Consider the following 24,681-nt stretch of genomic DNA (forward strand, 5'->3'; position numbering starts at 1 on the left):
CGTCTCACTTTCGGCTGATCCGTACGGTCATGAGAGTTTTTGTCCTACCTTCATATGGTGGCAGCCGGAAAAGTCGCACCCCTCGTCCGTACCGGCCTGATCGCGGGTCTCGTGATCGCCGGTCTCGCCTACCCCCTGGCCGCCGTCGCCGGACTCGGCGTCAAGGCCGGCACCGAAGCTCTTCAGGCCATGCCGGAAGAGCTGATCGAGGTGCCGAGCGCCCAGACCACGTACGTGTACGCCAACGACGGCAAGACGCTGCTGACGATGTTCTACGAGGAGCACCGCCGGCCGATCAAGATCGAGGACATGTCCCCGTACGTCACCCAGGCGATCGTTGCGTCCGAGGACACCCGCTTCTACGAGCACAACGGCGTCGACGCCAAGGGTGTGGCCCGCGCGTTCGTGGCCAACCAGCAGGCGGGCGGCGTCTCCCAGGGCGCGTCCACGCTGACCATGCAGTACGTGCGGATGGCGCTGCGGGACAGCGCGCAGACGCCGAAGGAGGCGCTGGAGGCCACCGAGCAGACCACGCAGCGCAAACTGCGCGAGATGCGGCTGGCCATCGAGCTCGAGAAGCGCCTGTCCAAACAGCAGATCCTCGAGCGCTACCTGAACACGGCGTACTACGGCCACCGCGCGTACGGCATCTTCGCCGCCGCTCAGGTCTTCTTCTCGAAGACGCCGCGGGAACTCAACCTGACCGAGGCTGCCCTGCTCGCCGGCCTGGTCAAGGCGCCCTCGGCCTACGACCCGGCCACCAACGACCGCAAGGCCGCCACCGACCGCCGCAACTACGTGATCGACCAGATGCTCAAGATCAAGGCGATCACCCCGTCGCAGGCGACCGAGGCCAAGCGCGAGAAGATCCGGCTCAACCTCAGCTCGCCGCCCAACGACTGCATCGGCATCGCCAACAAGCACAACAACTGGGGCTTCTTCTGCGACTACCTGCGGTCGTGGTGGAAGGAGCAACCCGCCTTCGGGTCCACCCCTCAGGAGCGCGAGGCGAATCTGCGGCGCGGTGGCTACCGGGTGATCACGTCGCTCGACCCGAAGATCCAGGCGTCGGCCATGAAACACATCCTCGACAAGGAGAAGCGGCGCAGCCGGATAGCTCACGGTCAGGTGATCATCGAACCCGGCACCGGGCGGGTGCTGAGCCTGGCGGTCAACCGGCGCTACTCGCTCGACCAGAAGGGCAACGCCAAACACAGCCGGTTCAAGGGCGTCAAGGGCAACTATCCGAACACCGTGAACCCGTTGCTCGGCGGTGGCGACATGGCCGGGTACCAGGCCGGCTCGACCTTCAAGATCTTTACCATGCTGGCCGCGCTGGACGAGGGGATGCCGCTGAGCACCTCGTTCTTCAGCCCGCCCCGGTTCTATTCGAAATACATCACCGCGCCCGGGCCGGCGACGTGCGGCGTGCACTGGTGCCCCAAGAACTCGACACCCTCGATGACCGGCCGGCAGACCATGTGGAGCGGCTTCGGCAAGTCGGTGAACACCTACTTCGTCCAGCTCGAGCAGAAGGTCGGCGCCGAGAAGGCCGTCAAGATGGCGGAGCGGCTCGGCCTGCGGTGGCGCACCGAGGTCGACCGCAGGCTGGCCTCCCCCGAGCACGCGAGCGGGTGGGGCGCCTTCACCCTCGGGGTCAGCGACGTGACCCCGGTCGAGATGGCCAACGTCTTCGCCACCCTGGCGGCCGAAGGCACCTACTGCCAGCCGCTGCCGGTCGAGGCGATCAGGACCCGGGACGGTACGGACGCGACCTACAAGGGCAAGCCGGTGGCGACGCCGCGCTGTCACCGCGCGGTCAGCGCCGACGTGGCGCGGGCGGCCACGGACGCGGCCCGGTGCGTGACCGGCTACGGCGCGGCGCGCGGCGGCTGCGGCGGGTGGGGCACCTCCGAGATGGTCTACGGGACGCTGAAGCGGCCGGTCGCGGGCAAGAGCGGCACGACCGACGCCAACAAGACGGCGTGGTTCTGCGGCTTCACTCCCCAGCTGGCGGCGGCCGCCTTCGTCGCCGACCCGGACAACCCGGAGATGAACGTGGGCTCGAACCGGTCGACCACCTCGAAGTTCACCGTCGCCGAGACTCTGAAGGACGCGCTGAAGGGACAGCCGAAGGCGAAGTTCACCCCGCCCTCGGACGACCTCGTCGACCGCTGGAGCAGCCGCGACCGTGATCGGGACCGCGACCGCGACCGCGACAGCGACAGCGACAGCGACAGCGATCGGAACCGCGACGACGGCCGGGACCGCGATCGGGAGAGCGACGAGGCCTAGGGTCTGTTTCGCAGCGGGGGTGGGAGCGAGGCGCAGCCCCGGCCCCGCTGCGAAACAGACCCTAGGCCGCCACGGCCGGCCGGCGGCGCGGTGGACGCCATCGGCTGTCGCGGCCGGCCAGCGCGAGTGCGTGGTCGAGGAGCGTGGCCTCGTCGTCCAGGGGCACGACCGGGCCGAACAGACCGGGCGTGCCCTCGGCGGGCCCCTGCGCCAGGAACTCGATGAGGATCTCGAGAGTGCGCGGGTCCGCGAAGTATTCCTGACCGGTGGCTCGGGCGAGGTCCCACCCGTGCATGATCACCTCGGTCATCGCGACGTGACCCAACGCGGCAGCGGGCATGGTGACCCCGCCCGCCTGGGACGTGCCCGTCCAGGCGGCCGGATCTTTCCACGACGTGGCGAGATCTTCGAGCAGGACGGGCAGGCGGCTGCGCCAGTGGCGGGTCAGATGGTGGGCGGAGGGCTCGGGCGCGGAATCGTCGACCCGTTTGTGGGCGCCCTGGGTGAAGGCCACGGACAGGCCCATCAGATGGTCGAGCAGGGTGGCGACGGTCCACCCGGGGCACGGCGTGGGATTGGCCAGCTCACCGTTGTCGACGCCGAGCAGCAGAGCCCGCAGCACCCGCACCGGTGGGTCAAAGTCCAGAGGAACACGATCGGCCACGGCCATCCTCCTTCGCGTCATGCCTGTTAACCCCACGTTACGGGTGGGGTGCGACACTTTTCTGCTCGGCGAAGGGCGTTTTCACGGATGCTTCCCGGAGTCAGGCATTCCGACATTTCGATCTTGCGGAGCGTCGTTTTCCGGATTGACGAACTGGTCAGGCCGTGGTGATGTCCACCGTGTCGTTCAGGTTCGGCGCGACCGGAGCCGGCTTGTACTGGGCCGGCTGGTGCTGAGCCGGCTGGTGCTGAGCCGGGGCCTGCGGCGGAGGCGGCGACATCGGCGGCACGGGTCGCAGTGGGATCGGCGGCAGCAGCTGCGCCGGGCCGGCCACGGCGGCCGCGACGACCCGCTTGGCGATCTCGGGCGCTGCCGCCCAGTGCAGGCCTAGCTGCGAGGCGTGCACCTGACGCCAGACGAAGCCCTCCGGATTGCCGCCCGACCAGGTCCAGGCGGGCACGGCGCCGGCACGCGGCGTGACGATGGCCCGGTGCTGCTTGTAGCCGGTGATGCGGGCTCCGGTCGGGGCCAGCGGCGAGGTGGCCGGCGCGGTGGCCTCGCGATAGCCGGCGACGGTCTGCTCACCGGTCACCGAGGTGGCGTCGAGCACGCCGCACATCGGGCGGCCGTCCAGGTCGCGGCCCAGCCAGGGCAGGGCCACCCCCTCGGCGATCACCGGCCAGCCGTCGGCGGCGAACTGGGCCACCGAGGAACACAACCGGCGGTTGGCCGATAGTTCCTCGGCGTACCCCTCGGGCAGTCCGGCCCCGACCACGAGCGCCCGGGTGCCGGCGGGCAGGCCCTCGTCGCGCAGCGGGTCGACCACGGCCACGTCGGCGCCGGCCGCGGTCAGCAGTTCGGCCGTCTCGACGTACGTGTAGGGCGCGCCCGGCCCACCGGCCAGAGCCACCACCGGACGCTGCTCGAAGACCTCGGCCCCGGCCGCCTCGGCCGGAGTCCACAGCGGCCCCGGCAGGGCGGGCGCGGAACCGGCCAGCGCCACGATCCGGTCGAGGTCGAGACTGCCCGCCACCGCCTCGCCGAGCCGGCGCACCGCGCGGACAGCCTCGACCGTGCGGTGCGCGACCGGCACCGGGCCGTGCGACCGGGCGGGCAGCACGTTGGGCAGATCGCCGCGACGCAGCGCGCCGAGCACCGGCATGCCGATGTCGTCGAGCGCCGTCCGCAGCATCTGCTCGTGGCGGGGCGAGGCGACCCGGTTGAGGACGACCCCGCCCAGGTGCACCATCTCGTCGAACATGCGGAAACCGTGCACGAGCGCGGCCAGCGAATGCCCCATCGAGGCGACGTCGACGACCAGCACGACCGGAGCCCGCAGCACAGCGGCCACGGCGGCGGTGCCGTCGATCTCGGGCTGACCGGTCAGCGAGTCGAACAGGCCCATCGCGCCCTCGATCACCGACAGCTGGGTGCCGGAGGCCCCGTGCTGGAAGAGCGGCGCGATGCGCTGCGCGCCGACCAGCCGCGGGTCGAGGTTGCGGCCGGGTCGTCCGGCGGCCAGACCGAGGTACGCGGCGTCGGTGTGGTCCGGGCCGACCTTGAACCCGGCCACCGGGATGCCGCGGGCCGCGCACGCCGCCAGCAGGCCGACCGCGATCGCGGTCTTGCCGTGCCCCGAGGCGGGGGCGCTCACGACCAGGCGGGGCTGGGCGCTCATCGTGTCTTCCCGGGCCTTTCTGCTGCCGGCCCGGGGTGACCCCGCCGGCCTCGTGCCAGTCACCGGCCGGGGCTGCTTCCCCGCCGGCTCGCGCTTTAACCAGCCAAGACGTTTCCTGATTGGTCTCGCACCGGTGCCGAGCCCGATGTTTACCGCGTCGATCCGGTGCCAATCGCCGGCCGGGTGTGATCCCGCGCCGACTTCGTATCATCCCCGGGCCCGGCGTCCTGCCGCCGACACACTGTCTGTCGCCGTCTCGAACTCCCACCCGCTCGGCGTGGTGCCGTTGCCGCCCGGGTGTTGCCCCTTGCTCCCGCCCAGCTTGGTGCGCCGAGCAGGCCATGCGTCTTGCCGTTGCCGGCCCGATGCCTCGGTCCGGCCCGATCCTTCCGGCCCGATGCTTCCGGCCCGGCCCGATGCTTCGGGTCCTCCCGATGCTTCCGGCCAAGGCCTATGTCTCCGGTTCAGCCCGTTGCTCTCGGTGCCGACTCGGATGCTTTCCGATTCGGCGCCGGCAGCCGTTGCTGTTGCCGTTGTTTGCAGTGCCCATAGCCGTTGCCGGCCCGGTGTTTGCGTTGCCGGACAGGGACAGTACCTGGCTCCGGCAGGCGGCGACCGCGCGACGGGTAGCCTCGTTGCGTGTACCGCTTCCTGCTGAGCCCGCGCTGGCTGGCCGCGGCCGCGCTCGCGGTGGCCGCCGCTCTGGTCATGGTGATGCTCGGCAACTGGCAGCTGCGACGGTACGAGGAGCGCAGCGCGACAAACGACCGGATCGATGCCGCTGATTCGGTGGCCGCCGTTCCGCTCACCTCGGTGCTCACCCGGCCGACCGCGCCGGGCACGGCCGGAACTTCTCCGGGCAAGAATTTGGCCTGGACGAAGGTGACGGTTTCCGGTCAATACGACCCTTCGCACGAGATCCAGGCGCGCGGTCGCACGGTCAACGGCGACGTCGGCTTCGAGATCGTCACGCCGCTCGTGCTGGCCGACGGCACAGCGGTGCTGGTCGACCGGGGCTGGGTGCCGGCGCCGCCCGGCGGCGCGCTCGCCGCACCCGTGGCGCCACCCGCGCCGACCGGCCCGGTGACGGTAGTCGGCCAGATCCACCTGTCGGAAAGCCGACCCGTGGCGGTGGAACGCCGCGACGGCCGCCTGGACACCCGCCGGATCTCCCTGCCCCGCCTAGCGCCCGAAATGCCCTACCCCGTGTACGGCGCCTACGTGCTCTTGACCGAGCAGACCCCCGCCGCCGACGCCGCCTTCACCAGCATCCCGATCGACCACGAGGACGCCTGGCAGAACGGCGGCTACGCCGTGCAGTGGTGGCTGTTCGCGCTCATGGCCCTCGCCGCCTACGTCTACTACGCCCGCAAAGAGGCCCACGGCGGCAGCGACCAGCGGGCTCGCGAGCGCGCCCCCACCCGCCCACGCCCCGACTCAGGCGACCGAGTCGACGACGCCGACCGCAGGCGGGACGCCACCGGCGACCGCGTGGACGAAGCCGACCGGCCCCGCACCGGAGGCGACCGCGTGGAAGACGCCGACCGCAAGCTCGCCGCCACTGCCAACCGCGCAGACGAAGCCGGCCGGCGCCGCACAGAAGGCGACCGCGTGGAAGAGGCTGACCGCAAGCTCGCCGCCACCGCCAACCGCGTAGAGGAAGTCGACCGGCGCCGCAGTGGAGGCGACCGCGTGGAAGAGGCTGATCGCCGTGCCGCCGCTGCAGCCGCCGGCGACCGGGTCGCGGAAGCCGACCGCCGACGGGGTTGATCCCGGACAGGGTCGCGTCCCGGGACAGCCCGGCCCGGGCTACCTCGGCTGCCTACGGTCGGACGGGTGACTGCTGATCGTCGGTGATGCCGGCCTCAACCGTGCGGATGCTGAGGCAAGTCTCGCGTCCGGTGACCGCTTCGAGGAGCCGACCGCAATCGGTCCGCCTCGGCTGCCACGCAGCGTGGTCGCTGGTCCGACGCCCACCGTGTGCAGACGGCCATGCCGCCAACTGGGCCAGTTCCGCGCAGCGCAGGCCGGCGGTGATGAGCGTGGACGAGCGCCCGCCTCCGACTGCGCGGCTGCGTGGCCACACGCCCAGGACGCCGTTGGCCGGGCAGCGGATCTCGTCGTTCATCATTTCGCTGCGGTGCTAGCCACCGCACTGAGACACGGGCGCGGGACCTGCCCTTCAGGACGGGCCCGGGACGACACGTGGGGCGACTCTGCATCCAGCGCGGCCGACTCGATCCCCATGGTCGGGCCGCCCGGCGCTGCCCGTTCTCACCGGCCGGATCGCCGGCTCGGCCTCCGCACTGGGCGGCAACCGGGCCCTGTGGGAATTCGTCGCGAAACCTACCTCGACGGACCGCCTCGGCGGAGGGCCTCGCCCCACGGCTGCGGTGCTGGCCTGCCGGCATCTGGACGGCCAGTAGGGCGATGTCGGCGGAGACATCGAGCCGCTGCCCAGCTCGTCGATCGGCCAAGCCCGCCTCGCGCGAGACAGCGATTCGCGCCGCACTTCACCGAGGAGACCGGGATCGTCGCCGAGAGCGGTGTTGCACGGCGCGCTGGTCTCGTGGCGGCCGCGGTCAGGGCTGATCCGGCCGGGGGAAGCTGCCGATGCTGCGGACCATGTCGATCGTGTCGGCCTCGGCCGCGGGCTTGTCGTCCCGGTAGCGGAGCACCCGGGCGAAGCGCAGGGCCACGCCGCCGGGATAGCGCGGGGACGTCTGCACGCCGTCGAAGGCGATCTCGACGACCTGTTCGGGGCGCACCCGCACCACCCAGCCGTCGTCGGCGGTGGCCAGCTGCTGGAAGCGTTCGGTCTGCCAGCGCAGCAGCTCGTCGGTGAGGCCCTTGAAGGTCTTGCCGAGCATCACGAAGCCGCCCGATTCGGGGTCGCGGGCGCCCAGATGCAGGTTGGACAGCCAGCCCTTGCGCCGGCCGTGCCCCCACTCGACGGCGAGAACGACGAGGTCGAGGGTGTGCCGGGGTTTGACCTTGACCCAGGCCGAGCCGCGCCGGCCCACGTCGTAGGGGGCCTCGGACGCCTTGATGACGACGCCCTCCTGCCCGGCCGCGAGCGCGGCGGCGAAGGCTGCGGCCGCCTCTTCCTCGCTGGTCACGGCGGTGCGACCGACGAGGAGCTCAGCCGGCAGGGCATCGGCCAGCGCCGCCCACCGGACCCGGCCCGGCTCGTCGAGCAGGTCGGCGCCGTCCAAATGGAGGACGTCGAAGAAGAAGGGCACCAGAGCGAGCGGAGGCGCCCCACCCTGCGCAGCGCCGCTTGCGACGGCCGTCTTGCGGGAAGCGGCGGCGCCGCGCGTGGCGGCCCGGCTGGAAGTCTCTTGGAACGGGCGCGGGCGGCCGGAGGCGTCGAGTGTCATCGCCTCGCCGTCGAGCACGACCTCGCGCAGCGGCAGCTTGCGGACAGCCTCGACCACCTCGGGCATGCGGGCGGTGATGTCGTCGAGGCTGCGGGTGAAGACCGCCACCTCGTCGCCGGAGCGGTGCACCTGGATGCGGATGCCGTCGAGCTTCACGTCGACCGTGGCCGGGGTGCCCGTGGCCAGCAGAGCGGCCCCCACGTCGGGCGCGCTCTGGGCCAGCATCGGCGTCAGCGGCGTGCCCACCCGCAGACTGATCTCGGCCAACGCGACGGCCCCGCCCGCGAGCGCCGCCACCGCGACCTGCTTCAGGTCGCCCGAGAGCAACAGGGCCCGGCGCACCGCGGTCAGCGGAACCTCGGCCGCCTTGGCGATCGCGTCGGCGAGCAGCCCGGCCTGGGCGCCCTGTCGCAGCTCGCCGCTGAACAAGCCGACCAGCAGTCGCTGCTCGTCGGCCGTGGCCGCGCCGAAGAGCGCCGCCACCAGATCGCGCCGCCGAGCCTGCGACCCGGCCCCGGCGACCACGGAGATCTCGGCGACCAGCGCATCGACCGCACCCACGGTGAGGCTGGGGGCCTCGGCGGGCGCCGGCCGATCGCGCAGGCTCGCATAGCCCACCCCGGTCTGCCGCTGCCGCAGCTCACCCGCCAGATAGGCCGAGCCGGCGGCGATCTCGTCGGGGTCGAGCGCGCGCAGGGCGCCGGCCAGCAGCTCGACCTTCGCCTTGCGCCCCGAGGTCGCCGCGACGGCCGCCGAGGTCGCCGCCAGGTCTACGAATCGCACTCCCACATCCTGGCAGCACCCCCTGACACTTTTCGGCCCGTTGCGGGCGCGCGACGGATCGGAGGGATCAGGCGGCGCGGGGCTCGGCGATGCGGAACCCGCGCGCCCGGACAGCCTCGGCGACACGCGTCACCTGGGCGTCGATGGCGCAGAGGGTGGCCGAGAGCTCGTCGAGATGGTCGGTGAGGGCGCCGTCGTCCCAGTCGGCCACGTCGAGCTGGTCCATCGCCAGCACGGCGGAGCGCAGGCGGGCGATGGATTCCAGACGATCACGGGAACGGAGACGGTCGATCGCGTTGCGCGGCCCGGCGCGCATCGGCCGCACCACCAGAGACACCGAGGCGGGCCCCGGGGTGACAACAGGCTCAGTGTTCGAACGCATGTTCTAATCCTAACAGGACGAGATCGCCCGCCGCACCGGTTTGCTCTCCGTGACGGCCGCCTCGAAACGCTCAGCGATGCATGTGCGCGCGGAAGACGCCCGTCGCCTCGAAACGCTCAGCCACGCGACAGCGCGGGGAAGACGCCCACTGCCTCGAACGCTCAGCCACGCAAAAACGCGGGGAAGACGCCCGCCGCCTCCGAGACGGCGGCCTCGGCGGCCACGAACCCGTCCGGGCGTACGAGATAGAGGCGCCCCGGCTGCAGACCGGTGCCGGGCGCGGGCGGGAAGACGTGCACCGGGAGGCTGAGGTCCGGCACGTCGGTCGCCGCCACCCCGCCGTACGCGTGAATTTGCCATCGGAGGTCTCGCAGCACCTCGAAGTTGCCGCCCGCCCAGGGCAGCCGCCGGCCCACCACCGGGTCGCGGCGCCCACCGGCCGCGGCCCGCGCGTTCGGCGTCATCCAGTAGTGGACGCGGATCTGCGACACGTACTGGAACACCCGCCCGCCGCCCGACAGCCTGGGTACGAAACGGACACCGAGCGGCGCCACAACCGGCACCAGGACTCGCCGCAGCAGCCGGGCGACCGGCCGCTGCGACGTGATCGCGCCGAAGATCCGGTCGGTCGTGGCCACCAGCGTGCGCGCCACCGGGCGGCGCTCGGCCTCGTAGCGGTCGAGCCACGCGTCCTTGCGGCGCCCCTGCAGCACGTCGGCCAGCTTGAAGGCCAGGTTGTGCGCGTCCTGCATGCCGGTGTTCATGCCCTGGCCGCCGACCGGCGAGTGCACATGGGCCGCGTCCCCGGCCAGGAAGAACGGCCCGTCCCGGAAGGTCGCGGCGACCCGGTGGTGCACCTTGTACGTGGCGAACCACCGCGATTCGCCGTACGTGACCGCGAACCGCCTGATCCGCGGGCGCACGTCCTCCTCGGTGAGCCGCGAGTCACCGTCCTCGTCGCGCACCAGGCCGAGCAGGCGCCACGCGTGCCGGCCGCGCATCGGGAAGCCGAGCAGGAAATCGCTCCCACCCGGGCGTACGTTGATCGCGTTCTCGACCAGGCCGGCCACGCCGACCGCGTCGATCACGTAGAACCGGTGCGGGTTGGTGACTCCCTCGTACGCGATGCGCCGCGCCTTGCGGACGGCCGAGTTCGACCCGTCGCAGCCCACGCAGAAGCGGGCCCGCACGGTGTCGTTGCCGACCTTGGCCTCGACGCCGTCCTCGACCTGTCGGACCGCCGTCACCGGGGTCTCCCACCGCACAATCCGACTAGGAGCACCGGCGCCCAGCTTCTGCAGGTTCTCGTAGAGGATCTCCTCGTTGCGGCTCTGCTCGAGGACCTCGATGAACGGAAAGGGCGTGAGGGTGCCGCCGAGCCGGCCGAGCGACACGCGCCCGAACACGCGGTCGAGGAAGCCGGGCGCCAGCGCGTCGGCGCGCTCGGCGGCCTCGAGCACCTGGTCGGCCAGGCCCAGCTGGTCGTAGATCTCGAGGCTGCGGGCCTGGACGACGAGGGCGCGCGACTCGCGGGTCGGGCCTTCCTTGCCGTCGGCGACGATCACGTCGACCCCGAGTTTGACCAGCCAGTTGGCGAGCATCAGCCCGGTCGGGCCGGCGCCCACCACCAGCACGTCACACGACAGCTCGGCCATCGGCCGCCCCTTACTTCGTCGACAAAGTCTCCGCCACGTTCTTGAGGAGCAGGGCCTCAGCCACGCACACGCGCTCGAACTCGCCGAGGTGCAGGCTCTCGTCCGGTCCGTGTGCGGCCGAGTGCGGGTCCTCGACGCCGGTGACCAGGATGGCGGCCTGCGGGAACAGCTGCTGGAAGGTGGCGATGAACGGGATCGAGCCGCCCACGCCCATGTCGACCGGGTCGGTACCGTCCCAGGCCGAGCGGAAGGCGGCGCGCGCGGCGTCGTACGCGGGGCCGGTCGCGTCGATCACGCAGGGCTCACCGTCGGCTTCCAGGGTGACCTCGACCTCCGCGCCCCACGGCACGTGCTTCTCGAGGTGGGACCGCACGGCCGCGTACGCCGCCTTCGGGTCGTCGCCGGGCGCCAGGCGTACGGAAATCTTGGCCTTGGCGGTGGGCTGGAGCGCGTTGGCCGCCTCGAACGTGCGGGGCGCGTCGATGCCCAGCACCGAGATCGACGGCTTGGTCCAGATGCGGTCGGTGATCGAACCCTTGCCGATCAGTTCGACGCCGTCGAGCATGCCCGCCTCGTGGCGGAACCGGTCGGCCGGGTAGTCGACGCTCGCGCCCTCACGACCGACCAGTCCGTCGACCGCGACCTCGCCGCTCTCGTCGTGCAGGGTCGACAGCAGGCGGGCCAGGGTGATCAGCGCGTCGGGCACCGGGCCGCCGAACATGCCGCTGTGCACCGCCGACTTGAGCACCTTGACCTCGGCGAACAGGTTGACCAGGCCGCGCAGCGAGGTGGTCAGGGCGGGGCGGCCGATGTCCCAGTTGCCGGAGTCGGCGATCACGATCACGTCGGACCGCAGCTCCTCGCGGAACTCCTCGATGATCGCGTCGAGCGACTCGGACCCGTACTCCTCCTCGCCCTCGACGAAGACGACCACGCCGACCGGCAGCTGGTCGCCGAAGGCACGCAACGCGGCGACGTGGGCCATCACGCCGGCCTTGTCGTCGGCCGCGCCCCGCCCGTACAGGCGGCCGTCGCGCTCGACCGGCTCGAACGGATCGCTGCTCCACAGCGACACGTCGCCGACGGGCTGCACGTCGTGGTGTGCGTACAGCAGGACGGTCGGCGCGCCCTCGGGGGCGGCCTTGCGCCCGATGACGGCCGGCTGGCCACCGCGGACCACGACCTGCGTGTCGAGACCGCAGCCGCGCAGCAGCTCGGCGACGGCCTCGGCGGACCGCTCGACGTGGGAGTGGTCGAAACCCTCGAAGGCGATGCCCGGGATGCGGACCAGCCGCTCCAGGTCGGCCCGGACTCCGGGGAACTCCCGCGCGACGGCCGCGCGCAGATCGTCTTCGCTCAAACTCATGAGGATGATCCTAAGGGTCGTTCAGCTCTCTTCGCCGTCTTGCCGGCCCCGCCGGGAGGCGTCCCCCATCCAGCCGCGGGCGCCGCGCACGGCCGATCCGGCCAGGTCGCCGGCGCCGTCGCCGAGCTTGCGGAGCAGACCGACCAGCGGATCCTGCGAGTTGGTGAACGTCTCGCGGTACGACTGGGCGGCCGCCTTCACGTCGTCGCTCACCGAGGCGTCGCCGTCCGAGTCGCGGCGGGGGTAGTCGCCGCCGAGGATCTCGGCGTACGCCCCGGAGTCGACCCACTTGCGCAGCTCGGAGGCACGGGCCACGGGCACGGGGTGGGTGCTGCCCAGAGTCATGCCGATCTTGTGGATGCTGTCGCGCAGGTCGCCGCCGCTCTCGTACTCCGCCGCCTGCTCGAGGAAGGCGGCCGTGTCGATCTGGGAGAGGTCGCCGCCGCCGGCCAGCTTCATCAGCAGGCGCAGCGAGGCCGACGGGTCCTGCCCGGCGAGCAGCCCGGCACGGTCGGCCGACAGCTCGGCCTTGCGCCACCACTCGAGCATCGCCGTGATGATCGCCCGCAGCGCGATCGCGCCCACCGGCAGCCAGCTCAGGCTGGCCGCCCAGCGGGTCAGGATCATCAGGATGGTCTTGTAGACGGCGTGGCCGCTGCGGACATGGCCGATCTCGTGGCCGAGCATCGCGCGCAGCTCGTCGTCGTCCAGCCGCTCGACGGCGCCGGTGGTGATCACGATGAACGGCTTGTCGAGGCCGATCGCCGAGCCGTTGATGATCGGGTCCTGCGAGACGTAGAGCTCGGGCAGCTCGACCACGTCGAGGGTGGTGGCGGCCTCGGTGAAGCGCTGGTAGACCCGCGGATACTGACGGTGGTCGACCCGGATGGCGCCGGCCAGGAACTGCAGCCGGAAGCCGCGCTCGTTCCACATGCCGAAGAACGCCTTGACCACGTCGTCGAAGCCGCGCAGCTCGCGCAGGGCGGTCAGCGCGCCCCGGTCAGCCGGATGTTCCCAGGCCCGCGAGCTGATGCCGGTCAGGGTCACACGCCTGCGTACCGGGCGGTTCTCTTCGTCGGTCATCGTGCCCACCCTTCCGTCGCGCCGTCGACGATCAGATCCGCCTGGGCGGCTGTGTCGTCCACGGCGAAGTGCCTGTCCTCGGCGGCCCGCCAGCGCTCAAGGTACTTCCGATACGCAACGCTGTCGTCCCCGTCGCGGGCGATCGCGCGCTCCCAGCGAAGTTCGGGCGGCGCATCGACAAAAACGGCGAAGGTCAACTCGGGACGAATCTCGCGCCGGGCGGCACTCACCCCTTCCAGCAGCACGGCCGGCCGGGGCGGAACTGTCAGTGACCGGCCCGCGAAATCCTTTTTGTCCCAGTCGTAGCGCCGGTAGGTGGCCGTCCGGCCGAGCCGCAGCGGGGCGAGCACTTCCTCTTCCAGCCGCGTCCAGAAGGTGAACTGATCGTCCCAGCCGTTGAGCAGGTCATCGGTGTGCACGACGGGCGCGTCGCCGAGCGCGGCAGCCAGCCGGCTTGCGAAGCGCGTCTTGCCCGCGCCGCTGGGCCCGTCGACGGCGATCAGGCGCACGTCGCCCAGGCGAGGCGGCCGGTTCATGACGTACGCGGCCAGGTCGTCGATCACCGCTGCGGCGCCCCGGGGGGAAGGAAGGGCGCGCCGTCCGGCGGTCCGCTTTCGATGAGCCGCCACAGCGCCTCCGTGTCGAGATGCTGCTCGACCAGGTCGCCCAGCACGTCCAGCGCGTGGTCGCGGACGCCCGCGAACCGGATGTCGGCGGCCACGGTGAAGCCGCCGCGGCCGGCCTGGCGGGCAGCCGCTGTCAGGAACCGGCGGCGGAACTCGTCGGACTCGAAGGCGCCGTGCCAGTGGGTGCCGTAGACGTTGTCACGGACCGCCCCCTCGGGCCGCCCATCGGCGTACCGGAGGAAGGGCTCTTGACTGCGCTCGGTGACCGCGCCGTGGTGGATCTCGTAGCCGGAGACGGGCGCGCCGAAGCCCTCGCCGGTCGGCCGGCCCAGATGCTTACGCGGCTCGAAGGCGATCCGGACGGGCAGAAGACCCAGGCCGGGCACGGTGCCGCGGCGGCTCTCGACCTCGTCGGTGATCGTCTCGGCCAGCATCTGGAAACCGCCGCAGATGCCGAGCAACGGCTTTCCGGCTGCGGCGTGCGTGAGGATCGCGTCCGCCAGTCCGGTCTCGCGTAGCCAGGCGAGGTCGCTGACAGTCGCCTTCGAACCGGGAACGACCACAAGATCGGCGTCGGCGATCTCGGCCGGTTCGACCGTGAGTCGCACCTGGACACCCGGCTCGGTCGCCAGCGCCTCGGCGTCGGTGGCGTTCGAAAGGCGCGGCAGGCGGACAACGGCGACGCGCAGCCACTCGGTGCCACGCGGCCCGCGCGGGCGGCCCAGAATCCTCCCGTACGCGAGGGAGTCCTCGCCGTCGAGCCAGATCTCCGGATGGAACGGCAGCACGCCGTACACCGGCCGGTGCGTCACCGACGTGATCATGTCGAGCCCGGGCCGCAGCAGGCCGAGGTCGCCGCGAAACTTGTTGATCACGAAACCGGCGACGAGGGTCTGATCCTCGGGACTGAGCAGCGCGACCGTGCCGAACAGGGCCGCGAAGACGCCGCCGCGGTCGATGTCACCGACGACGATCGCCGGCAGGCCGGCCTGCCGGGCCAGGCCCATGTTGACGAAGTCGCCGTCCCGCAGGTTGATCTCGGCCGGGCTGCCCGCCCCCTCGCAGATGACGGCGTCGTACTCCGCGCGGAGTTCGGCCAGGGCGGCGTGCGCGGTCTCGGCCAGACGCGGCCGCAGCGACCGGTAATTGCCGGCCGTGACGGTGTCGACGGCCTCGCCGAGCAGCACCACCTGGCTCGAGAAGTCGCTGCCCGGCTTGAGCAGCACGGGGTTGAACCGCAGGTCGGGCGCGATGCCGGCCGCTGCGGCCTGCATCGCCTGGGCGCGCCCGATCTCGCCGCCCCGCCCGTCCGCCCCCACGACGACCACCGAGTTGTTGGACATGTTCTGCGCCTTGAACGGCGCCACCTTGACGCCGCGACGGTAGAGCCACCGGCAGATGCCCGCGGTGAGGATGCTCTTGCCGGCGTCCGAGGTGGTGCCGGCGACGAGAAGGCCGCCGCTCACAGCCCTTTGTCCCCTGACCTGCTGGTCGGTTTGATCGCCTTGCCCCTCAGCAGCGCCACTCCGACAGCGAGGCCGGCGGCGGCCAGACCGACGCTGCCCGACACCCGTGCGGCCCGCCGCAGGTGCTTGGCCGACGGACGAGGGCCGTCCCCGAGGAAGGGCCTGGTCTCACTGCGTCCGAAATAGACGTTGCGGCCTCCGAGGCGTACGCCCAGAGCCCCCGCCATGGCCGACTCGCACTGCCCGGCGTTGGGGGAAGGGTGGTCGTTGCGGTCGCGGCGCCAGACCCGCAGCGCCTCCCTCGGATTCCCACCCGCGACCGGCGACACCGCGACCGTCAACAATCCGGTGAGCCGGGCCGGCAACAGGTTGAGCCCATCGTCGAGCCGGGCCGAGGCCGTGCCGAACCGCGCGTACCGCGGCGACCGGTGCCCGACCATCGCGTCCAGCGTGTTGGCCGCCCGATAGGCCAGCAGCCCCGGAAGCCCGAGCAGCCCGCCCCAGACCAGCGGCGCCACCACCGCGTCGGAAGTGTTCTCGGCGACCGACTCGACCGTGGCCCGCGCCAACTCCGGCTCGTCCAGCCCGGCGGGATCACGGCCGCAGAGGTGGTTCAGCCGCCCCCGCGCCGAGTTCAGATCGCCGTCGTCGAGGTGCCCGGCCATGATCCGCGATTCCCGCCGGAGCGTCCGCCCGCCCAGCACAGTCCATGTGGCGGCAGCCACGAGAGCGGCCCGGGCGACGGGCAGGCGCCGGGTGGCCGCCGCCGCCCCGAGCCCGGCCAGCGCCGGCACCCCCACGGCGATCGCCGCGAAGGCCGCTCCCGACCGGCGGTTGGGGGCGTAGATCTGCTTCTCCAGAGCTGCCGCCGCTGTCCCGAACCCGGCCACCGGGTGGAACCGCCGCGGATCCCCGAACGCCGCATCAAGCAGGTAGCCCGCCGCCAGCCCGACCGCGTCCGCGGCCCCCGGCTGACTCGCCGCGCGCCAGATCCCTTTCGGGAGCCCTGTCCAGGGCCCCGCCCCCGCCCCCGCCACGCCCCTGGTCCTTTCGTCCTTGCCGCTTTGCCCTTCCGACGATCATGGGCGCAGGTCGCACACCCAGACCACGATTTCCGGAACGTCCGGTTCCGGCCCGTTCGGGAGCGGCACCGGATCGAACTCGCCCCAGACGATCGCGCCCGGCGCGCGGTCCTCAAGGAACTCGACGACGATCGTGTGCAGGTCGCCCGTCGTCCGGTACTTCTCGGTGAACGGCAACTCGTCGCGCCCGCACGACCCGGCGGAGCAGCGCAACTGCCCCGCCTGCAGGTCGTGCCACACATAGAACGTGGCCGGCCCCACGTGCGACATCGCGACGACCTGCTCCCGCAGCAACTCGATCGTCTCTTCGAAGGCGGTGACCACCTCGTCAGCCGACAGGCCCATGCGCTCGTGCGGCGGCGCGCCGAACCAGTTGGTGTTGGCGGTCTCGGTGTCCTGGTCGTGCGGCGCGAGAATCAGTGTCTCGCCCGCGATCGCGCGGATCTCCTTCAACAGCACGCCGCCCAGTCTGCCGGTCCGGCCCCACCCGGGACCAACCGGGCAGGTCGGCCGCGTGGCCCCTTCCCTCAGGACGATCGGACCACCCCGTTCGGGGGCGGTGTCAGCCTTCCCGGTGATCGGCACCCTTCGCCCGCCCCGGACAAGCGACGCCGTCAGCCCGGGATACCTCGTTGACCTGCACCTGAACGCGATCCGAGCCGGCACTCGGGCGTCATGCCCGGGCTTGCGCTTCGCGGACGATCGATGCCATCACCGGCGCCATCGATCTGAGGATCCGTGCTCGGAACTCGGGGGAAATCAGGTTCAGGACGGACGCGCTGAGATCGACGCCGACCGACTCCGCACAGTGTGCTGCGGGGAACGCCGGCGATCTCGGACAATTCGCGCAGGCCGATGAGCTCGTCCGTCAACTCGCGCCGAGGAGCGTGAAGACGAAGTTCTTTCAAACGGCGGCCAAGGCCAGCTGGATTTGGCTCCGGCGTCCGGAGTCGTCGACTGAGCGAGCCGGGTGGCCCGGCGGCCACCCGGCTCGGTGGGTCAGGCCGCGACGGGCTCCTTCCGGGAACTGCGGCGCGAGCGCCGGGCGGGTGCGGGATCGGCGGCGGCGATCTGCTCGACCTCGGCCGCGATCTCGTCATCGCTCGGGGATTCGGCTGGAGCGTCTTCCGAACTCGGTGCGGCGTCGTCGTCCGCAGCCGGGGTGGCGGCTGCGGCCACGTCGAGGAACGTCGGAGCTTCCTCGTCGGGGACGCCCTCGCCGAAGACGACCGGCACGTCGTCGGCCGGGACCGGGGCCGACTGTTCGCCGCCGATGAAGACGCCGTCCTCGATCGGGGGCAGCGCCTGGGCCGGGCGGGAGTTGCGGGCGAACCGGGCGCGGCCCCGGGCGAGGTCGTGGCCGATCGAGTACGCCTCCATCTCGTACGAGATGCGGTCGTTGCCCTCGCTGTCTTTCCAGTCGCGGGTGAAGAGCCGGCCGTAGACGATGACGGGGTCGCCGACGGCGATCGACGAGATCACGCCCTCGGCGAGCCGGCGCCACGCGGTCACCCGCACCCGCAGGCTGTTGCCGTCGACCCAGGTGTTGGTCTCACGGTCGAACTTGCGCGCGTTGGACGCGACCCGGAAGTTGGCGACCATCGAGCCGGACTGCTCGAGACGCCGCCATTCCGGCGCCATCAGCACGTTGCCCACGACGACGAGGTTGGTGTCGAACATGGTGACCTCCTGTTGTGTTGCGGTGAGGTGGGCAGCTTCGCGCTCGGGGCGTACGGCCGGGGGATCTTGAGGAGGGGGTTGTGGACAAGTCGTACGGCTGTGGATATCCGCCGCGGGGCGGTGGTTTCTGATACCGCGCACGGTCGGGTACCGGTGGGTAGCCTGGGCGCGTGGAGATCGACGTTCTCGGACCGCCGTACGAGCGGCACACGATCGACCTGGGTCGCGACGACGAGGGCGACGTGGTGGCCACCCTGGTGCGCCGCCGGGCCGACGGGCCCACGCGGCGGGCCGTCCTCTATGTGCACGGCTTCGTGGACTATTTCTTCCAGACCCACCTGGCCGACTTCTTCGTCGAGCGCGGCTGGGATTTCTACGCGCTCGACCTGCGTAAGTACGGCCGCAGCCTGCTTCCCCACCAGACGCCGAACTTCGCGCGCAGCCTCACCGACTACTTTCCGGAACTGGACGAGGCGGCACGCATCATCCGCACGCAGGACGGCCACGATCAACTGCTGGTGGCCGGTCATTCCACCGGCGGCCTGATCACGTCGCTGTGGGCCCATACCCGGCAGGGGCGGGGCATTGTCGACGGGCTGTTCCTGAACAGCCCGTTCTTCGACTTCAACGTGCCCTGGCTGGTGAAGCGGCCACTCTTGGCGGCCACGATCGCCGCGACCCGCCGGATGCCCTACCGGAAGATCCCGATGGCCTCGGTCGGCCTGTACGGGCAGAGCCTGCACAGCGAGCACCGTGGCGAGTGGAACTACGACCTGACGTGGAAGCCGGTGTTCGGCTTCCCGGTGACGGCCGGCTGGCTGGATGCCATCCGCCGCGGCCAGCAACGGTTGCGGGCCGGGCTGGGGATCGACGTGCCGGTGATGGTCGCCTGTTCGACGCGGACGTTCCGGGGCCGGGCGTGGCACGACGACCTCCGGGTCTCGGATTCCGTGCTGGATGTGGAGCACATCGTGCGCTGGGCGCCGCGCCTCGGCGCACGGGTCACGATCGCCCGCTTCGACGGCGGGATGCACGACCTGACACTGTCCGGCAAAGAGGTGCGGGTCGAAGTCTTCCGGGAGCTCGCACGCTGGAGCGACGCGTTCCTGCCGCCCGTGGGAACGCCGGAGGTCGAGGTGCCACCGGCGCCCGAGGACGCTTGATGGCCCCGCTGCCCGACCCGGACGGCTGCCGGTCCCTGGACGCCTTGGCCGCCACCCTGCGCGCCCTGAAGTCGTGGGCGGGCGACCCGACCTTCGACACGATCACGGCCCGCGTCAACGAGCGGCTGCCCTCCACCGGCCGCGGCACGATCGCCGACTGTTTCCGCGACGGCCGCCGCCGGATCAACGCGGATCTGGTGCTCGCGGTGGTGGCCGCGCTGCACGACGACGCGGACTACCTGGCCCGATGGCGCCGCGCGATCCGGGTCACGCTGGCCGAGAAGCAGGCCGCGGCGCAGGTACGAGTTCTCGCGGGACTTCCCGACGAGGCGGACCCGTTCGTCGGCCGGGAGCCGCACCTGGCCGCCCTCGACCGGGCCACCGGCGTCTGTGTGATCACCGGGATGGCCGGCGTCGGGAAGACCCGCCTCGCGGTGCACGCGGGTCACCGCCGTACGCAAGGAACTTCGCTCTTCGTCGACCTGCGTGGCTTCCATCCCGACGAGGCCCAGCCGCCGGCCGACCCCGCTGCCGTGCTCGACGGCTTCCTGCGTGCGCTGGGCGTCTCGGGCCGGCAGATACCGCACGATCTCGCGGCGCGCTCGGCCCTGTTCCGCGAGCAGCTCGCCGGCCGTCAGGCGCTGGTGATCCTCGACAACGCCGCCGACGAGGACCAGGTGCGCCCGCTGCTCTGCCCCGACGCGCTGACCGTGGTCACGTCCCGCCGCGACCTGGCCGATCTGCTGCCCACCACGCGCATCGACCTGGACGTCTTCAGCCCGGCCGAGGCCGCGCAGCTGCTCGGGAACGACACTTCCGACGCGCTCGAGCGGGTAGCGCGCCGCTGCGGATACCTGCCCCTCGCGCTGACGATCGTCGCCGGTCAGATGGCGGCCACGCCGAGCTGGACGGTCGCCGACCACGCCGACCGCCTCGACGAGCGGCACCGCAACTACCACCTCGACGACGGCGTCCAGCTGGCGTTGCACCTCTCCGACCAACGCCTGCCACCGGCGCGGCGCACCCTGCTGCGCCGCCTGGCCGGCCATCCGGGCCAGGATTTCGACGCGTACGCGGCCGCCGCGGTGCTCGACGCCGACCTCGGCGCGACCGAGGAGCATCTGCGCCGCCTGACGGCGGAACACCTGGTGCAACAACCGGTTCCGGGACGCTTCGTGCTGCACGATCTGGTGCGGGCGTACGCCGTCGAGCGCGCCACCGACGACGAGCGCCCCACAGATCGCCGGGCCGCCCAGACCCGCCTGTACGACCTTTACCTGTACGCCGCGTCGGCCGCGATGGACGCCCTGCATCCCGCCGAACGGCACCGCCGCCCCACGCTGCCGCCGAACGACGTACTGAAGCCGGACCTCGACGACCCGAAGGCCGCGCTGCATTGGCTCGACACGGAACGATCGACGCTGGTGGCCGTGTGCCTGGCCGCGCCGTCACACGCGGTGCCGCTGGCCGCGACCATCTACACCTATCTGGACAACGGCGGCTACCCGGCCGAGGCGATCACCGTGCACACCGCGGCCCGCAACGCCGCCGTCGCCACGGGCGACCCGGCCGGCGAGGCCGGCGCCCTGATCAACCTGGGCGTCGTGTACTGGCAGCTGGGCCGCAACGCCGAGGCCCGCGACCGGATGAGCGAATCGCTGACCCTGTTCCGCCGCCTGGGCGACGCCCGCGGCGAGGCACGGGCGCTGGGCAACCTCGGCGTGGTCTACAACGCCTTCGGCGACCACACCGCCTCCGCCGAGCATCACACGCAGGCCCTGGCCAAGTTCGTCGAGATCGGCGACCGCGTGGGCGAGGCCAACACCCTGACCAACCTGGGCGACGTATACCTCCGGATGAACCGCCTGTCGGAGGCAGCCGACCACCACCGCCGGGCCCTCGACCTGTTCCGAGCTCTGAACCACCGCGGCGGCGAGGCCACGGCCCTGACCAACCTCGGCGACGCCGACACCCGCCTGGGCAACCTCACGGAGGCGCTCGACTCCCTCGACCGAGCCGTAGCCATTTTCGGCGAACTGGGCGAACGGTACGGCCAGACCTGCGCCCTGAACGGCCGAGCGGAGGCACTGGCCGCTATGGGCCGCCCGGAAGAGGCCGTCACGACGTTCCGGCTGGCGCTGGGCCTGGCTCGATTGATCGACGACCCGGCCGAACAGTCCCGCGCCCGCACAGCCCTGACCACCCTCGGCGCCCCGCCTGTTGACGACCCGCCAACATAGCCCTTTCGGTCCCCCGCCGGCCGCCGACGGGTTACCCCCGCGCCGCCGCCGGCAAGATAAGCTGTGGCCCTCGCGCTCGTAGCTCAGCGGATAGAGCAACGGACTTCTAATCCGTCGGTCGCAGGTTCGAATCCTGCCGGGCGCGCTTGAGCCTCCCTGGGGCCCGAGCCCCAAACCCCACGCCCTGAGGGCAAGCCCCCCGGATCCCCATCGCCATGGTGCCGGCCGGCCTACGATCGGCTATAGACCGTTGGCTGACATTCAGCAGCACATGGACGACGGCTCCATCGTTGGCGCCGGTTCGGTGTCAGGCTTACTGGCGGTCCAGCTCCTCAAGGCACAGGGAAGGCTCTAGCTTGCCTGGAGCTCCGGGCGCACTCGGTCACAGAACTGCCTGTTCGCTAAATCTGCGAGCTGGTCACGCGCCCGAACCGAGTGGAGCCCTACCGCCGCCTCCATCGCCTGGATCCCGACGCGGCTCGCTCCTCCGGCTTCCCTGTCTGGACATATGTCAAAGCGGGCAGAGCGAGGTTGACCTAATCGAAGCAGTTGATGGAGGACGCCTCGCCCGTTGTTTGCCGGTTGCCAAAAGCCGGAGCAAGGCTGACATTCTGGGAGCATGCTGCCCACCGACGGACATGTTCATACCGAATGGTCCTGGGACTGCGAGCCAGGTGACATGGAGGCCAGTTGCGCCCGGGCGCTGGCCGTGGGCCTGCCGGCCATCGCCTTCACCGAGCACCTCGACTTCACCGTCTGGACCAGTGTGGAACCGGCGCCGGATGCGCCCGCGAAGGTCACCGATCTGATCACCGAGGACGGGACGCTGGCCCCGCCCCGACTGGACGTCGAGGGGTATCTGGCGTGCGTGCAGCGCTGCCGGGAGATGTTTCCCGATCTGGTGATCCTCTCCGGGGTGGAGGTCGGCGAGCCGCATTGGCATCGGGATCAGGTTGCTGCGGTGCTTGCGGCGGGGCAGTTCGACCGCGTGCTCGGCTCCTTGCACACCCTGCCGCTGGGCGCCGGGCTCAATGAGCCGGGCGAGCACTTCGCACGACGGCCGGCCGCGGAGGTGGTCCGCGACTACCTGGCCGAGATAGCTCGGCTGGTCGCCGGGTCCACGGACTTCGAGGCGCTCGCCCATATCGACTTCGTCAGCCGGTACTGGCCCGCGGCCGCGGGGCCCTTCGACCCCGTGGACTTCGAGGAGGACTTCCGGCATGCGCTGACGGCGGTGGCGGCCGGCGGCCTGGCGCTGGAGGTCAACACGAATCGACGGCCCTTCCCGGAAATCGTGCGGTGGTGGCGGGAGGCCGGAGGTGAGGTAGTCACCTTCGGCAGCGACGCGCACTATCCCGGCGGCGTCGGCCTCGGCTTCGCGGAAGCAGTCGCCATGGTTGAGGCGCTGGGCTTCCGTCCCGGTCGCCACCCCCACGACAGGTGGTACGCCTGACCGGAGCAGGCCGGGCGCGCTGTTTGATCAGTGGCCGATTACGTATGGCGCACTGCTGCTTGCGCGGGAGAGAGGGCGGGGGCCACGATGGCGTTCTGGAAGACGAGAACGGCACCCGGTTGCCGCCGGATGCCGTTGTTTCGATCGTCTTGCTTCAACTTCCGCCCTTGTTGCTCTTCAGGTAGTACAACATGCCTGCGGCCGGCTCGCCACCCATCAAACTGCCATGTTGCAGATTGCGTACAAGCCGATGCGGTGCTCCGGCTAGCGCTCTTGTCGCCACGGGCGCCGGGCCAGGTGGAAGACCACGTCTTCGAGGTCTTCAGCGGCTATCGAGAGCACGATGGCCGCGCGCTCCTCGTTGTAGCTGACTCGCACCACGTCCAGCAGGAAATCGCTCACGTCGACCTGGATGTCGGTGTCGTGCGGCTGGGCTTCGAGGGCTTTGATCAACTCGTCTCGCCGCATCCACGTCCTTCTGGGTGGAGAAAAACCGCCTATCGGAGATCGTCGCTGTGCGGACTCTCTGTGCGCAATGGGTGCGCGGCACAATCCCTCGAGACGAGACGCTCGGGCGACCGGAGGGTTACGCCACGGCAGCACGGCAACGGTCTCGAAACCCGGCGATCAGCGGCGTAGCTTGAGGTTTGGCAGAAGGTCACCAGCGGTGAGGGAGCCAACCGATGAAGAAGCTCATCAACGATCCCGCCAACGTCATCAGCGATGCGCTCCTCGGTTTCGCCGCGGCCCACCCGGAAGTGCGCGTCGACCACGAGAACCGCATCGTCGTGCGCGGGGACGCTCCGGTTCAGGGCAAGGTCGGCCTGGTCTCGGGCGGCGGTTCGGGGCACGAGCCGTTGCATGCGGGGTTCGTGGGGCCGGGCATGCTCGACGCGGCCTGCGCGGGCGAGATCTTCACGTCGCCCGTGCCCGACCAGATGGTGGCCGCCACCCAGGCCGTCGACGGCGGCGCGGGGGTCCTGCACATCGTCAAGAACTACACCGGCGACATCATGAACTTCGAGCTCGCGGCCGAGATGGTCGAGGCCGACAGCGGCACCCAGGTCGTCTCGGTGGTGGTCGACGACGACGTCGCGGTGCAGGACAGCCTCTACACCGCGGGGCGGCGCGGGGTCGGTGCCACCGTGCTGGTCGAGAAGATCGCGGGGGCCGCGGCCGCGGAGGGACGGTCCCTCAGTGAGGTGGCCGACGTGGCGCGCAAGGTCAACGCGTACGCGCGCAGTATGGGTCTGGCCCTGACGAGTTGCACCGTGCCGGCGGCCGGCAAGCCGACGTTCGACCTGCCCGAGGGTGAGATGGAGGTCGGGATCGGCATCCACGGGGAGCCGGGCCGCCGCCGGGTGCCCGTCGCGCCGGCCAACGAGATCGCCGACATGCTGGTCAGCCCGATCCTGGGCGACCTCGACTTCACCGGCGGCGACGGGGTGATCGCCTTCGTCAACGGCATGGGGGGCACGCCGCTGATCGAGCTGTACGTCATGTTCAACGAGGTCACGCAGATTTTGGCCAAGGCCGGCATCCCGGTCGCCCGTTCGCTGGTGGGGCCGTACATCACCAGCCTCGACATGGCCGGGTGCTCGGTCACGCTGCTCAAGGCCGACGACGAGCTGCTGCGATTGTGGGACGCCCCGGTCAACACGCCGGCGCTGCGGCGCGGGGTCTGA

Annotated in this window: 19 protein-coding genes and 1 tRNA gene; 7 read left to right on the top strand and 13 right to left on the bottom strand. The window is 71.2% G+C overall.

The annotated features are described in order from the left end of the window. The first annotated feature begins 39 nt into the window (after positions 1-39). Entirely contained in the window at positions 40-2,295 is a 2,256-nt protein-coding gene (locus KXC43_RS38400; RefSeq protein ID WP_221381150.1) for a transglycosylase domain-containing protein, read from the top strand. Between the two features lie 61 nt (positions 2,296-2,356). Here KXC43_RS38400 and KXC43_RS38405 read toward each other — a convergent pair whose 3' ends face one another. Both KXC43_RS38405 and KXC43_RS38410 read right to left on the bottom strand, forming a co-directional pair. Next, complete coding sequence (locus tag KXC43_RS38405; protein WP_438870942.1) at positions 2,357-2,965, bottom strand: TIGR03086 family metal-binding protein; 609 nt, start codon at positions 2,963-2,965, stop codon at positions 2,357-2,359. A 151-nt stretch (positions 2,966-3,116) separates the two neighbouring features. Next, positions 3,117-4,637: a cobyrinic acid a,c-diamide synthase CobB gene (locus KXC43_RS38410; protein ID WP_255645564.1), complete on the bottom strand. Its 1,521-nt coding sequence runs from the start codon at positions 4,635-4,637 to the stop codon at positions 3,117-3,119. Positions 4,638-5,276: 639 nt separating this feature from the next. Between KXC43_RS38410 and KXC43_RS38415 the strand changes: the two genes are divergently transcribed. After that, positions 5,277-6,407, top strand: a complete 1,131-nt coding sequence (locus KXC43_RS38415) for an SURF1 family cytochrome oxidase biogenesis protein (RefSeq protein WP_221381152.1) — start codon at positions 5,277-5,279, stop codon at positions 6,405-6,407. A gap of 812 nt (positions 6,408-7,219) precedes the next feature. On the opposite strand, the gene KXC43_RS38420 is transcribed toward KXC43_RS38415, so the two are convergent. The 10 genes from KXC43_RS38420 to KXC43_RS38465 all read right to left on the bottom strand — a co-directional run bounded on the left by KXC43_RS38420 (position 7,220) and on the right by KXC43_RS38465 (position 18,140). Continuing rightward, the gene (locus KXC43_RS38420) at positions 7,220-8,800 is read right to left on the bottom strand and encodes an ATP-dependent DNA ligase (protein WP_221381153.1); all 1,581 of its coding nucleotides are present in this window, start codon (positions 8,798-8,800) and stop codon (positions 7,220-7,222) included. 67 nt (positions 8,801-8,867) lie between these two features. Then, entirely contained in the window at positions 8,868-9,182 is a 315-nt protein-coding gene (locus KXC43_RS38425) for a hypothetical protein (protein WP_251804212.1), read from the bottom strand. A 161-nt stretch (positions 9,183-9,343) separates the two neighbouring features. Continuing rightward, positions 9,344-10,837: an FAD-dependent monooxygenase gene (locus KXC43_RS38430; RefSeq protein ID WP_221381154.1), complete on the bottom strand. Its 1,494-nt coding sequence runs from the start codon at positions 10,835-10,837 to the stop codon at positions 9,344-9,346. Positions 10,838-10,847: 10 nt separating this feature from the next. Continuing rightward, positions 10,848-12,203 carry a dipeptidase gene (locus KXC43_RS38435; RefSeq protein ID WP_221381155.1) on the bottom strand — a complete coding sequence of 452 codons (1,356 nt, stop codon included), beginning with the start codon at positions 12,201-12,203 and terminating at the stop codon, positions 10,848-10,850. A 21-nt stretch (positions 12,204-12,224) separates the two neighbouring features. Next, entirely contained in the window at positions 12,225-13,286 is a 1,062-nt protein-coding gene (locus KXC43_RS38440; RefSeq protein ID WP_221381156.1) for a M48 family metallopeptidase, read from the bottom strand. Continuing rightward, positions 13,283-13,849: a uridine kinase family protein gene (locus KXC43_RS38445; RefSeq protein WP_308129450.1), complete on the bottom strand. Its 567-nt coding sequence runs from the start codon at positions 13,847-13,849 to the stop codon at positions 13,283-13,285. Before KXC43_RS38445 ends, KXC43_RS38440 begins: the two co-directional genes overlap by 4 nt. Then, entirely contained in the window at positions 13,846-15,378 is a 1,533-nt protein-coding gene (locus tag KXC43_RS38450; protein WP_221381157.1) for a cobyric acid synthase, read from the bottom strand. The genes KXC43_RS38445 and KXC43_RS38450 overlap by 4 nt, the downstream gene beginning before the upstream one ends. Next, positions 15,375-16,370, bottom strand: coding sequence for a cobalamin biosynthesis protein (locus KXC43_RS38455; protein WP_221381238.1), 996 nt, complete (start codon positions 16,368-16,370; stop codon positions 15,375-15,377). Before KXC43_RS38455 ends, KXC43_RS38450 begins: the two co-directional genes overlap by 4 nt. A gap of 87 nt (positions 16,371-16,457) precedes the next feature. Further along, on the bottom strand, positions 16,458-16,919 hold the full coding sequence (locus KXC43_RS38460) for a hypothetical protein (protein ID WP_221381158.1): 462 nt from the start codon (positions 16,917-16,919) through the stop codon (positions 16,458-16,460). A gap of 540 nt (positions 16,920-17,459) precedes the next feature. Further along, complete coding sequence (locus KXC43_RS38465) at positions 17,460-18,140, bottom strand: single-stranded DNA-binding protein (RefSeq protein ID WP_221381159.1); 681 nt, start codon at positions 18,138-18,140, stop codon at positions 17,460-17,462. Between the two features lie 170 nt (positions 18,141-18,310). Here KXC43_RS38465 and KXC43_RS38470 point away from each other — a divergent pair, with 170 nt between their 5' ends. The 4 genes from KXC43_RS38470 (at position 18,311) to KXC43_RS38485 (ending at position 22,996) form a co-directional block, all read left to right on the top strand. Then, positions 18,311-19,303 (top strand): alpha/beta hydrolase, encoded by a 993-nt coding sequence (locus tag KXC43_RS38470; protein ID WP_221381160.1) that lies wholly within the window; start codon positions 18,311-18,313, stop codon positions 19,301-19,303. After that, positions 19,303-21,543, top strand: coding sequence for a DUF3856 domain-containing protein (locus tag KXC43_RS38475; RefSeq protein ID WP_221381161.1), 2,241 nt, complete (start codon positions 19,303-19,305; stop codon positions 21,541-21,543). Before KXC43_RS38470 ends, KXC43_RS38475 begins: the two co-directional genes overlap by 1 nt. A gap of 72 nt (positions 21,544-21,615) precedes the next feature. Beyond that, positions 21,616-21,688 (top strand) — tRNA-Arg (locus KXC43_RS38480). A 474-nt stretch (positions 21,689-22,162) separates the two neighbouring features. Then, complete coding sequence (locus KXC43_RS38485; protein WP_221381162.1) at positions 22,163-22,996, top strand: PHP domain-containing protein; 834 nt, start codon at positions 22,163-22,165, stop codon at positions 22,994-22,996. Between the two features lie 264 nt (positions 22,997-23,260). On the opposite strand, the gene KXC43_RS38490 is transcribed toward KXC43_RS38485, so the two are convergent. Beyond that, on the bottom strand, positions 23,261-23,464 hold the full coding sequence (locus KXC43_RS38490) for a hypothetical protein (protein ID WP_221381163.1): 204 nt from the start codon (positions 23,462-23,464) through the stop codon (positions 23,261-23,263). 215 nt (positions 23,465-23,679) lie between these two features. Here KXC43_RS38490 and dhaK point away from each other — a divergent pair, with 215 nt between their 5' ends. Then, positions 23,680-24,681 (top strand): dihydroxyacetone kinase subunit DhaK, encoded by a 1,002-nt coding sequence (gene dhaK, locus KXC43_RS38495; RefSeq protein WP_221381164.1) that lies wholly within the window; start codon positions 23,680-23,682, stop codon positions 24,679-24,681.

The sequence above is a fragment of the Paractinoplanes polyasparticus genome, assembly GCF_019710575.1.
In the GTDB taxonomy this organism is placed as follows: Bacteria; Actinomycetota; Actinomycetes; order Mycobacteriales; family Micromonosporaceae; genus Actinoplanes; species Actinoplanes polyasparticus.